Origin of the sequence: Streptomyces spongiae, from assembly GCF_009377185.1 — a bacterium.
Classification (GTDB): domain Bacteria; phylum Actinomycetota; class Actinomycetes; order Streptomycetales; family Streptomycetaceae; genus Streptomyces; species Streptomyces spongiae.
The window spans coordinates 1-11,383 of record NZ_VJZC01000319.1; the positions used below are offsets into that span (position 1 = coordinate 1).

Genomic DNA, 11,383 nt, shown 5'->3' on the forward strand with positions numbered 1-11,383 from the left:
GGCTTGGGGCTTGGGGGTGGCTACAGCGCCTCGTCCACTCCGTCCCGCAGTTCCGTGACCCGCTCCAGCAGGATCGCCTCCCACGCCCTGCGCAACTGCTTCCGCAGCAGCGGGAGCGGGCCCGTGTCGCGGCCCTGAATCCGTTCGGAGAGACGGATCACCGTGTCGCAGCGGGCCAGCCACAGGCCGCGCAGACAGGGGCGTGCGCCGTACCCGGCGAGCGTGGCGGCGCGCACCGCGGCCGGGGAGCCGACGGCGTGGGCGAGGCCGGCGATGTCCTCGGCGGGGTCGCCGACCACCGCGCCGGTCCAGTCGAGGACACCGCGCACCCGCCCGTCGGCGCTCACCACGAGGTGTTCGCCCCTCAGGGAGCGGTGGACGAGGACGGGGGCGGGCGCGGTGAGCTGGGCGGTGGCGGGAGCCGTGAGCTGGGCGAGCCGCGTGGGGTCGAACTCGTCGGCCTCGGCCAGGTGCTGGGCGGCGCGAACGGCAGCCTTGCGCAGTGCCTCCAGGGAGCGTGGCGAGATGCGCGGGACACCGAGCGTCTCGGCCTGCCGGGCGGGCACCTCGCGCAACCCAGTGAGGAGCCCGGCCAGATCGTCCTCGCCGACGGCGGACACGTCGTGGTCCTCGGCGGTACCGCCCGGCAGCCGGGTGTCGAGCGTGTAGGTCAGGCCGGCCGCCCACTCGCCGTGGGCGACACTCACCGGGACGGCGACCCCGAGGTGCGGGCGGACCAGGTCGCGCAGCCGCAGCTCCCGCCGCTGCCGCACGGCGGAGTCACGGTCCGGGGCGAGCCGCAGCACATGGCGGGTGCCGACCCACCAGGTGAAGTGCCCGCCGCCCTCGGCGACGGGGCGCACGTCGGGTCCGCCGCCGCCCGGCAGCAGGGAGCGGACCAGTCGGCGAACGGTGTCCGCGGTGGGGGTCGGTGCCTGGGTCATGGGTCGCGCCGTCGTCATCCGTGGGGGGCGGGGGCTGCTGGCTGCTCGGTCGGTACGGCGCAGCCGGCGGGGATACCGGGCACGCCGTACACGTCAGTCGACTATCGCCATCTCGCGCGCGGTGGTGTTGAGACGGCGTCCGCCGTCCTCGGTCACCGTCACGATGTCCTCGATACGCACCCCGAAACGGCCGGGGAGGTAAATCCCGGGCTCCACCGAGAAGCACATACCGGGCACCAGGGGCCGCTCCTCGCCCTCGACCATGTAGGGCGGTTCGTGCGTCGTGACGCCGATGCCGTGGCCGGTGCGGTGGATGAAGTACTCGCCGTACCCGGCCTCGTCGATCACGGCGCGGGCCGCCCGGTCGACGTCCTGGCAGGCGGCGCCCGGCCGGACCGCCCGGAAGCCCTCCTCCTGTGCCGCGCGCACGATGTCGTGCACCCTGCGCTCCTCGGCGTCCGGTTCGCCGACATGGACGGTGCGGGAGGTGTCGGAGCCGTAGCCGTGCTTCAGGCCGCCGAAGTCGAGGACGACCATGTCGCCGCGCTCGATGACTCGGTCGCCCGCCTCGTGGTGGGGGTTGGCGCCGTTCGGGCCCGAGGCGACGATCGTGAAGTCGACCTGGGAGTGCCCGGACTGCCGTAGCAGGCCGTCGAGATCGGCGGCGACCTCGGTCTCCCGGCGTCCGGCGAAGCGAACCTTCCGGATCTCCTCGTACGCCGCGTCCGCGGCCGCCCCCGCGGCTGCCAGCCGCTCCAGCTCCGCCGCGTCCTTGACGGCCCGCAGCATCGGCAGGGCCTCGGTGAGGGACACGTAGGCCGCCTCCGGCAGGCGGCTTTGCAGGCCGAGCAGGTGCATGGCCCAGGCGTTGTCGCTGACGCCGAAGCGAACCGTACGGCCGGTGCGTCCCGGGCCGGCGGTGTGTCCGGGGCTGTCGGCGCGTACGGGGCTGTCGGCGCGGCCGAGGAGGTCGGCGGCCGTCTCGTAGGGGTCCTTGCCGTCGGTCCAGTCGCGCAGGGTCAGCATGGGCGCGGCCTTCGCCGCGTCCGGCGCCTCCAGGGCCGGGACGACCAGCGCGGGGTCCTCGCCGGGCCGCAGCACCAGCAGCGTCAGCCGCTCCGTCTCCGGCGGCCGGTACCCCGTCAGCCACACCAGGTCGGGTCCGGGCGCGATCAGGACGCCGTCGAGACCGGCCTCCCCCGCGGCCCGCGCCGCGCGCCGCATGCGGGCCGTGTAGTCGTCGACAGTGAAGGGCACGGGCGTGCCGGTCATCGATTCCTCCGTACGTCCGGAGTTTCCCCAGGGCTCACGGGCAGCATCCTGCCCCTCCGCCGCAGCGTGCGCGAGCCAATTGCGGCGTGGCGTTGCCGACCGGCCCCGGCTCAGCTCTCCAGGGCCAGCCGTGCCCCGAGGAGCAGCAGCACGCCCCCGGAGACCTGCTCCAGACGCCGGCGCACCCCGCTGCGGGACAGCACGGCCCTCATACGGCCCACGAACCACACGTACACGCTGTAGTAGCCCGTCTCGTAGACCGCCCAGAGCGCCGCGAGCCCGATCATGGTGGGCAGGTGCGGGGCACCCTCGGGCACGAACTGCGGCAGGAACGACATCGCGAAGATCGCCGCCTTGGGGTTGGCGAGGTTGAGCAGCAGCCCACCCCGGTACGAGGCCCAGCCGCTCTTCTCGGTGCCCGTCCACTCGGTCTGCTCCTGGCCCTTGGCGCGGCGCGCCTGACGCAGCGTCTGGATGCCGAACACGACGAGGACGACCGCTCCGACGATGCGCATGGCGTCGTACGCCAGCTCCGACGCGGCGAGCAGCGCGGTGAGGCCGCACGCGGCGACGACGCCCCAGACGAAGACGCCCGTCTCGTTGCCGAGCACCGTCAGGAACCCGGAGCGCCTGCTGCGCAGTGACTGTTTGATGATCAGGACCGTGCTGGGTCCGGGCGAGGCGGCGATCAGCGTGCAGGCGCCGAGGAAGGCAAGAAGGGTGCTCAGCATGAGGCCCATCGTGCCTCAGGGCCGCCGGGCGTGGACAGTGGGTGTCAGGTGACGACGCCGGGGACCGTGGTCAACACCTTCCGGGTGCCGTTCGCGTGGCGCACCGCGAGCCTGACAGGTCTGCCGGGAGTCGCGGACGCCACGGCCCGTGCGAGGTCGGCGGCTCCGGCGACACGGGTGGAGCCGAAGGCGTGCAGGACGTCACCGCGGACGAGGCCCGCGGTGTAGGCGGGTCCTGGTACGTGGACGCCCACGACGAGCGCGCCCGCGCTCCCGGAGGAGTCGACGACCTCGACGCCCAGGGTGGTCCGCACGGGGGTGCCCACGGTGGTGGTGGCCGAACCGCCCTGCTGTCTGACGGGCTCGGCGGCGCCGGACAGCAGCGTGGAGCTGCCCGGCCGGGGTGGTGCACCCACCTGCCGGCCGGACTCACCGGGCACGCCCGCCGTCTGTCGCGGCTCCGCCGGCCTGCTCATGCCGTTGACGGTGGCGCAGACGGTGCCGAGTCCGACCCCCGTCAGGACCAGGACCGTGGCGGCGAGCACGGTGAGCAGCGAGGTGGTGAGCCGTTTCCCCCGGCGGGGTGCGGCGTGCGGGCGCCGGGTGGGGCCGGACGCGTCGATCGGGTCGGCGCCGCCGGGCTCCTGGCCGGGCATGGGCTTGGGTCGCAACACGGTCTGTTCCATCAGTCGATCTCCTCCGGGAGGCGTTCTACCCGGCGCACGACGGCGCGACGATCCTCGAAAGAGTGAGACTGGCGCTGGGTCGGCGACTCCGATGCGCCTGTACGGAGCAGGTTTGAGGCGCTCACGGCATACGGCGGCCCGGGCCGCGGTGGAGTTCGCGACCCGGGCCGTCGAGCAGTACCGGGACTGGGACCGGGACCGGGACCGGGGCGTCAGCCTGTGTGCCCCTCGTGGCCGCCGTGGCCCGTGCCGTGGTCGAACTTCAGGGCCTCCTCGGGCATGACGACGAAGGGCCGCATCATGCCCATGTCCTCGTGCTCCAGCAGATGGCAGTGGTACATGAACCGGCCGTACGCCCCGTCGAAGCGGCCCATCACGCGCAGCATCTGGTTCCCCGGCACCTGGAACACGTCCTTGTGGCCGCGCTCGTTGGGTGCGAGGGGAATGGGCGTGTCCGGCCTGAACGCGATCGGCCTCACCGTGCCGCCGATCGCCGGGTCGAACCCGGAGACGTCGTACGCGTCGCGGCCCAGCAACTGGAAGTCCGCCAGGTGGATGTGCATGGGGTGCACCACACCGGGCGGGGCGAGGTTGAGGAAGCTCCACTGTTCGTGAGAGCCCTCGGCGATGGTGAAGCCGAGTCCGTCGTTGAACGTGCGCGCCGTGCGGCGGTACGTCTTCGTGGTGCCGTCCTCGCCGGTGATCTGGATGATGCCGTCCGTGGGGACCTGGATGTCACCGGGGTCCTTGACCTCGGTCATCTCCCAGATCTCCAGGTGCCCGCCACCGCCCTTGGTGCCGGGGGCGGTGAGCACGATCATGCGGTGGCCGTGCTTGGTGGCGTGGGTCAGCGGGCGGAAGGAGCCGGAGAGGACCTCCGGCAGTTCGAAGGTGTCCTCCTCGAAGGTGTCCCCCTCGCAGATGTCGCGGACGCGGAACTCCATGACCTCCGGGTAGCGCACGTCGTTCACCGGGTCGGGCACTCCGGGCGCCTGTCCGCGGCCCTTGTTGACCAGCCGCAGCCTGCGGCCGGCGAGCGCGCGGAAGTCGACGAGCAGGTCGAACCGCTCGGCCGGGGCGGCGCTCAGCACGGGCAGGTCCCCGGTGAAGTCGATCGGCACGGGCCGCGGCAGCAGTCCGCCGTCGCTGCCGATCTGGTACATCACGCCCGGCACCGGGTTGTCGTCCTCGTCGACCAGGACCAGGTTGTAGATACGCGCGTTCGACGCGTTGACGAGACGGAAGCGGTACCAGGCGGCGTCCACGTCGGCGTACGGCCAGATGCGGCCGTTGACCGTCGTGTACGGGCCGGTGAAGGGCAGCGAGACCGGCTTGCCCGTCTCCGGGTTCTGCTCCTGGATGCGGACCGTTTTGTGCAGCAGCCGGCCGTTGAGGCGGCCCTCCTCGTCCGTGTCCAGGTTCCGGTCGGCGAGCAGCAGCGGGATCTCCCGCTCCCCGCAGGGGAGGTGGAGGGCGTCCTCCTCGTCATCCCGGACGAGGTACGTGCCGTACAGGCCCGTGTACACGTTCCACCGGGTGATGTTCATGGCGTGGTCGTGGTACCACCACTGGACCGCCTGGTGGTCGTTCGGGTACTCGGCGAGCTGGGCGTCGCCGAAGCCCACCGCGTTGTCCGCCCAGCCGTCGTTGCCGCCGCCCGTCTGGGCGCCGTGCAGGTGGGTCACCGACCAGGCGGGCAGGGCCGCCACGTTCGCGTCCGGCGCGACGCCCCCGCGGCCGGGCTCGGTGGTGGCCGGCGGGGTGCCCGGGGCGCGGACGGGCACCTCGACGGCGGTGACCGGGTACTCGCTGCCCTTCGGGATGCGGTTGGTCCAGGCGATGCGGACGCGCTGCCCGCGTCGCACCTCGATGGTCGGGCCCGGCACCTGCCCCTCGTACCCCCACATGAGGGTCGGCGGCAGCTGCGGGTGGAGCCGCACCCAGGTGGGGCGCAGCGCGATCTCGGTCTCACGCAGCACGTCGCCGGCCTTTGGCCGCAGGACGGGCGGGACGGGCAACGGTGTCACATACGGCGCCAGCTCCCCTGCGGCGTGTGCCTCCCCCTCGGTGATGCGGTCGGTGATCCTCTCGATGATGTCGGTCAAGGCTTGAACACCCCCGTGTTCTCGTGTCTGTTCCCCTTGTCTCAGAAGACTCCCGGCACCCCACGGAAGTTCCCTGAATATCCGGTTCAGTGAGAGAAGTTGCAAAGATTCCAATTGGAACCGGAAAATCCCGTTCTCACTCCCGAACCCGGGGCCCGGTCCGGGAGGAAGCCGTGGGCGCGGCGGGCCAGGGAGGCGGAGTCGTAGCGGCTGACGTCGCGGTGCCAGTGCACGATGCCGGACATCCAGTTCTGAAGTCCCGTCACGTACCCCTCCATGGTCGCGCGGGCCTCGTCCGAGAGGTCGAAGTCCTCGTAGACCACGGGGAGTTCGTTCTTCGCCACATGCTCGAACTGCTGCATGCGCTGGGTCATCAGGTCGTGGACGACACCGAGGGCGGTCGGGTAGTCGCAGCCGAAGAACGTCTGCACGACGAGGATGCCGTTGTGGACCTCGCCCTCGTACTCGATCTCCTTCTGGTACGAGAAGCAGTCGTTCACCAGGCACGCGTAGTCCATGGCCGCGGTCTCCAGCGACCGGACCGGACCGCTGCGGTAGACCTCCGGCGGGACGGACGGGCCGTGACCCATACGGCACATGCGGAGCGTGAGATCCGAGCCGAAGGTGGCGCGGCGCATCTCCAGGTAGTCGACCGGGTCCGGGACGCGGTGGTGGATCTGGTTGGCCAGCTCCCACAGCCAGCTCTCGGTCATGACGTTCACCGCCGCCTTCATGCCGCGGCGGTCGGCTTCGCCCATCTCCGCCGTGGTGCGCCGCCAGAGGTCGGTCAGGCCGCGCTCCATGCCGCTCGCGGGCACGAGGGGCGGCTCACCGTCGACGGGCATGCAGGCCGAGAGGCGCTCGGTGCACAGTTTGGCGCCGACGAGGTCGCGACGGGCGCCGAACACGAGCGGGTAGTAGTCGTCGGCGTACGTCCCCCAGGCCAGCCACCGGGAGCTGAGGTCGAGTGCCTCCGAGGTGCCGTCCGGGTCCAGGCCCGCCGAGCACAACGGCAGGTCGGCGGCGGCGAGTTTGTCCTCGTCCCAGACGCCCTCGCTGAGCATGCCCGTACGGTGCATCCAGGGGACGAGCCGCTCACGGGCCCCGTCCAGATGGGGGTTGAGGCGGACCTGGAACGGCATGTGGAAGTCGGGCAGCAGGGACGGACCGACCTTCTGGAACGGCACGTGGGCGTGGGCGCGCAACCGCTGCGCCGCGGCCTCGGCGAGGAGCGCGCCCATGTCGGAGGCGGACGTGCCGAACCCCGCCCGGCGGGCCATCGCCGGGCCGGAGAGCACCGCGCCACCGAGGTCCAGTGGTCCGCGCGTGACGCCGTCGTTCATGTACCGGCTGGACCGCATGTGCCACTCGTGGCCGCCCGACTGCCAGTCCTGGAGGCCCTTCGTGTACGCGGCGACGGCGGCGACCTCCTCCGGGGTGAGCCCCTTCTCCAGGGCCAGCGCGGGGACCTCGGTGAGCGCCGCGTGCTCGAACTGGTGGAGCCGTGACGTGAGGACGTCGTTGACGGTCTCGGCCGCCTCCTGGGTCGTACAGCCGAAGAAGGTCTCCAGGACGAGGACGCCGTTGCTGAGCTCGCCCTCGTCCTCGACCTCCCGCTGGTAGGAGAACAGGTCGTTGCGCAGGTGGACGGCGTCCGAGAACGTCTCCATCAGCACCCTCAGCGGCCTCGACCCGGCCACGGCCGCGGGCACTTCGGCCGTCGCGTACTCCACGAGCCCCGCCGACCAGGGGGCGCCGCCCACCTTGCGGCGCATCTCGATGTACTCGACGGGGTTGGCGATCCGCCCCTCGTTGATGTTGGACAGCTCCCACAGCGACTCGTTCAGCAGGTGCTCGGTGGCGACCGCGAAGCGCCTGCGCCAGTCCATGGACATCGACGGCACGGTGCGCGCCCACAGGTCCGCGAGGCCCGCCTCGACGGGGTTCTCCGGCTCCGGTACGCCGGCCGAGAGGTCCAGCGGCATGAAACGCGGCAGCCGGTCGAGGTAGGACTTGCCGCCGGCGCGGTCCTGGCTGCGCTTGAAGGTCTCCAGGAAGTGGTCGTCGAAGAAGAACACCCACACGTACCAGTCGGTGATGAGCGAGAGTGCCGGGCCGTCGCAGTCGGGGTGCGTGTACGCGCAGAGCAGCCCGTAGTCGTGCGCGTCCAGATCGGCCTGCTCCCAGACGCCGGAGCCCTCCAGCATGCCCATGTCCCGCGCCCACGCGGTCGAGTGGGCGCGCGCCTCCTCCAGGTGCGGGTTCAGCCGCGCGGGGTACGGCATGTAGAAGTGCGGGAGCTGGAACGGCTGCGTCATGGCGGGGCTCTACCCGTGGCCCTCAACGGGCATCCGCGGGGCAGCACATGATCACACCATCGCGTGAACAGGGACTTTACGGGAACCTTTTGCGTGACCTGCCGGTGTACGGGCGGAGGACGCTACTTCTCGTACGGCTGACGGATCGTAAGTGATGGGTGTGAATTCCCGTCGCCTCTTGTGACGCCCGCTTCTACGCGCGCAGACTACGGACGTTTCCTGTCCCGAGGAGCCCGAGGAGCCCTCTCATGAGCCCATCCCGAGCGTTCTCCCGTCGTACGGCGCTCGCCGGGCTGGCCGGTGCGGCCCTGGCCACCTCGGCCGCCGGCGCCGCGTCCGCCACCTCGTGGAAGCGGTCCGTTCGCTTCGCCACGTTCAACGCGTCACTGAACCGCGCTACCCAGGGCGCCTTGGTCACCGACCTGTCCACGCCCGGCAACGCCCAGGCGCGGAACGTCGCGGAGACGATCCAGCGCGTCGACCCCGATGTGCTGCTCATCAACGAGTTCGACCACGACGCGGACGGCTCCGCGCTCCGGCTGTTCCTGCGCAACTACCTGTCCGTCGGCCAGCGCGGCGCACGTCCCGTCCGCTTCCCGTTCCGCTTCACCGCTCCCGTGAACACGGGGGTGCCGTCCGGGGTGGACCTCGACGGCCGGAACGGGGTCGTGACGACGCCCGGTTCCGACGCGTACGGGCAGGACGCGTTCGGGTACGGGTGGTTTCCCGGGCAGTACGGCATGGCCGTGCTCTCGAAGTTCCCGATCGACATGCGCGATGCCCGGTCCTTCCAGCGGTTCCTGTGGAAGGACATGCCGGGGAACGTCATGCCCCAGGGCTACTACAGCGAGGCGGCCGTGGAGGTGCTGCGGCTGTCGTCGAAGAGCCACTGGGACCTGCCCGTCCGGATCGGGCACGAGACCGTGCACTTTCTGGTGTCGCACCCGACGCCGCCCACCTTCGACGGGGCGGAGGACCGCAACGGGCGGCGCAACCACGACGAGATCCGGTTGTGGGCCGACTACGTCGGAGGGCGGAAGCGCAGTGCGTACCTCTACGACGACAAGGGTGTCCGGGGTGGGCTGCGGTCCGGGGCGCGGTTCGTGATCGCCGGGGACCTCAACGCCGATCCGTACGACGGGGACAGCTACGACCACGCCGTACGGCAGCTTCTCGACCATCCGGCGGTGCGGTTGCCCTCGGCTCCGCCGGCCAGTGCGGGTGGGGTGGAGGCGGCGCGGTTGCAGGGTGGGGCGAACGTGTCCCATGTGGGTGACCCCGCGTATGACACGGCCGACTTCGGCGACAGCGCTCCCGGGAATCTTCGGGTCGATCACGTCCTTCCGTCGAAGGGGCTGGTTCCCTTGGCGAACGGGGTTTTCTGGCCTACGTCGGATGACCCGCTGTATCGGTTGGTGGGCGACGGGACGACGGTCCCGACCTCGGATCATCGGATGGTGTGGCAGGACGTGCGGGTGGGGTGAGTGCGCGAGGTCCCCGCTCACGGCTTCACCTGGATCAGCGCGTGTGTTCCGCTCGTTCGCCACTTCTGGCCCTCCGCCGCGACGAGGGCCGGCTCCGTGTGCTCGTCGAGGCCGACGATCACGTCCGACTTGAGGGTGCGCAGGGCTGCCACCGGGCCGGGGAAGTACGCCGTCGGGGTCGCGAACGGGGTGGTCGGGGGCCAGAGGCGGTCGCCGACGAGACGGCGGTAGTTGAGGTCGCCCTTCATGATCGTGAGGTCCGCGGCGGCGAACTCCTCGCGGAGATCGTCCGGGATGTCCGCGTACGGCAGCGGGCCGCAGGAGAAGGGGTGGGCGCGGAGGGTGAGGCGGCCGTCGGTCAGGGCGGACCACAGGCGCCGCCCGGCGGGCGCGTCGGCGGTGACCAGGTGGCTTACGGCGTCGACGACGTCGGCGGTCGTGGCGTCGGAGACGTAGTACGGGTACGGCTTGAGGTGCAGTACGGCCCGCTCGATGCGGTCGTGACGCAGGAGGTGGTCGACGAGGAGCAGGTCGGGGATGAGTTCACGGCCGGCGTTGTCGGCGACGACGACCAGGGTGCCCCCGGTCAGCAGCGGCCAGAGCGACTCGCTGTCGTCCGCGACGAGTTCGGAGGTGGCGGACTTCTCGTCGCCGGACTGGATACGGAAGCCGAGGTCCGCCCGGTTGCCCCACAGCGAGCCGTGCAGCAGGGCCTGACGCTGCTCTTCGGCAGGCCGGCCGTCCAGCCGGTCGAGCGCGGCGATCTCCTCCGCGGCCTCCGGGGTGTCGAGCTCGGCGAGCTTGAACGGGCGGAAGGGGTCGACACCCTGCCACGGGCCCGGCCCGAAGTAGCCGACGGCTCGCAGGAGTCGGCGGTAGAAGTAGCTCTCCGACCACAGGAACGGCACCTCGAACCAGGACCGGCCGACGTACGCGTCCACGCCCCACGTCTCCCACCAGACGTCGTCGTCCAGCGGTTCGACGGCTCCCTCGACGGCGCTCTTCAGCAGCGCGTCCAGCGCCCGGTGCTGCGCGGGGCCGTACGGGAAGGCGTCCCGTACCTTGCGGATGAGCGCGGGGTGGCGGTCGGCCAGGACGCTGTGCGGGAAGGAGGCCGGGTCGTCGCTGAGGATCACGGGGGCGTCAGGCATGGTCGGGGGCTCCTGTCTGGCGTACCGGAATGCCGGGAGGCAGGGTCACGTCCTTGACCTTCTGCTCCAGCTGCTTGTCGTAACCCGCTTCGGTCCACACGTACTTCTGGTACTGCTCGGGTGTCAGCGGCCCCTGCCAAGGGGTGCCGTCGGGATAGAACACCGACCCGCAGCCCGAGCAGTAGGACGCCGAGCGCCACAGTTCCCCGGCGCGCGTCTCCCCCGCCGCCACGGCACCGCGCACGCGTACCTCGCCGCGGATCACGACGATCGTGCCGACGAGCAGCAGCACCGCCACCAGCGAACCGCCGATCGTGTAGAGCGGCTTGTCGCCCTGCGTTCCGCTGTACGCGAGGCCGGCGCACACGCCGGTCATCAAGGCGCCCTCGACGAAGTGCAGGACGGAGTCGCCGCGGGACGCCGTGCCCGGTTGCCTCGCCAGCCGGTCGGACAGACCGCTGTGTACGGACTCCGGGTCGGCGCAGGTCTCCGGGACCGTACGCACGTCGGATCCGCCACAGCCGGGACACTTCGCTCCAACGGCCTCTCGGGCCCCCTCACTCTCCATGCGCCTACGGTAGGGCCTGTCTGGAGTTTCCCGCCTGCCCCGCGGCGTCTGGCACGCACGCTCGCCGCGTTGCCGAAACGCCCGAATAGCTCCGCTATTAGGGCGCTCCGGCGCCTTGCGATCG

Annotated in this window: 9 protein-coding genes; 1 reads left to right on the plus strand and 8 read right to left on the minus strand. The window is 71.4% G+C overall.

Features of this window, described 5'->3' with window-relative positions; all coding sequences use genetic code 11:
* Positions 1-20: 20 nt before the first annotated feature.
* The 6 genes from FNH08_RS32055 to cyc2 all read right to left on the minus strand — a co-directional run bounded on the left by FNH08_RS32055 (position 21) and on the right by cyc2 (position 8,056).
* Complete coding sequence (locus FNH08_RS32055; protein ID WP_152775034.1) at positions 21-944, minus strand: aminoglycoside phosphotransferase family protein; 924 nt, start codon at positions 942-944, stop codon at positions 21-23.
* 93 nt (positions 945-1,037) lie between these two features.
* Positions 1,038-2,216 (minus strand): aminopeptidase P family protein, encoded by a 1,179-nt coding sequence (locus FNH08_RS32060; RefSeq protein ID WP_152775035.1) that lies wholly within the window; start codon positions 2,214-2,216, stop codon positions 1,038-1,040.
* A 110-nt stretch (positions 2,217-2,326) separates the two neighbouring features.
* A complete protein-coding gene (locus tag FNH08_RS32065; RefSeq protein ID WP_152775036.1) occupies positions 2,327-2,947 on the minus strand; it encodes a LysE family translocator in 621 nt (206 codons plus the stop codon).
* A gap of 44 nt (positions 2,948-2,991) precedes the next feature.
* Positions 2,992-3,633, minus strand: a complete 642-nt coding sequence (locus tag FNH08_RS32070) for a PDZ domain-containing protein (protein WP_152775037.1) — start codon at positions 3,631-3,633, stop codon at positions 2,992-2,994.
* Between the two features lie 212 nt (positions 3,634-3,845).
* A complete protein-coding gene (gene phsA, locus FNH08_RS32075; protein WP_152775038.1) occupies positions 3,846-5,738 on the minus strand; it encodes an O-aminophenol oxidase PhsA in 1,893 nt (630 codons plus the stop codon).
* An 86-nt stretch (positions 5,739-5,824) separates the two neighbouring features.
* Positions 5,825-8,056 (minus strand): germacradienol/geosmin synthase Cyc2, encoded by a 2,232-nt coding sequence (gene cyc2, locus FNH08_RS32080; protein WP_152775039.1) that lies wholly within the window; start codon positions 8,054-8,056, stop codon positions 5,825-5,827.
* 248 nt (positions 8,057-8,304) lie between these two features.
* Here cyc2 and FNH08_RS32085 point away from each other — a divergent pair, with 248 nt between their 5' ends.
* On the plus strand, positions 8,305-9,540 hold the full coding sequence (locus tag FNH08_RS32085) for an endonuclease/exonuclease/phosphatase family protein (RefSeq protein ID WP_152775040.1): 1,236 nt from the start codon (positions 8,305-8,307) through the stop codon (positions 9,538-9,540).
* Positions 9,541-9,557: 17 nt separating this feature from the next.
* Here the strand turns inward: FNH08_RS32085 and FNH08_RS32090 are convergent, their stop codons facing one another.
* Positions 9,558-10,691 (minus strand): damage-control phosphatase ARMT1 family protein, encoded by a 1,134-nt coding sequence (locus FNH08_RS32090; RefSeq protein WP_152775041.1) that lies wholly within the window; start codon positions 10,689-10,691, stop codon positions 9,558-9,560.
* The gene (locus FNH08_RS32095; protein WP_322725857.1) at positions 10,684-11,196 is read right to left on the minus strand and encodes a hypothetical protein; all 513 of its coding nucleotides are present in this window, start codon (positions 11,194-11,196) and stop codon (positions 10,684-10,686) included. The genes FNH08_RS32090 and FNH08_RS32095 overlap by 8 nt, the downstream gene beginning before the upstream one ends.
* Positions 11,197-11,383 lie beyond the last annotated feature (187 nt).

Bases quoted from the DNA above. Each gene is read 5' to 3' on its own strand.
- FNH08_RS32055 (WP_152775034.1), bottom strand. From the start codon at position 944: ATGACCCAGGCACCGACCCCCACCGCGGACACCGTTCGCCGACTGGTC.
- FNH08_RS32060 (WP_152775035.1), bottom strand. From the start codon at position 2,216: ATGACCGGCACGCCCGTGCCCTTCACTGTCGACGACTACACGGCCCGC.
- FNH08_RS32065 (WP_152775036.1), bottom strand. From the start codon at position 2,947: ATGCTGAGCACCCTTCTTGCCTTCCTCGGCGCCTGCACGCTGATCGCC.
- FNH08_RS32070 (WP_152775037.1), bottom strand. From the start codon at position 3,633: ATGGAACAGACCGTGTTGCGACCCAAGCCCATGCCCGGCCAGGAGCCC.
- cyc2 (WP_152775039.1), bottom strand. From the start codon at position 8,056: ATGACGCAGCCGTTCCAGCTCCCGCACTTCTACATGCCGTACCCCGCG.
- FNH08_RS32085 (WP_152775040.1), top strand. From the start codon at position 8,305: ATGAGCCCATCCCGAGCGTTCTCCCGTCGTACGGCGCTCGCCGGGCTG.
- FNH08_RS32090 (WP_152775041.1), bottom strand. From the start codon at position 10,691: ATGCCTGACGCCCCCGTGATCCTCAGCGACGACCCGGCCTCCTTCCCG.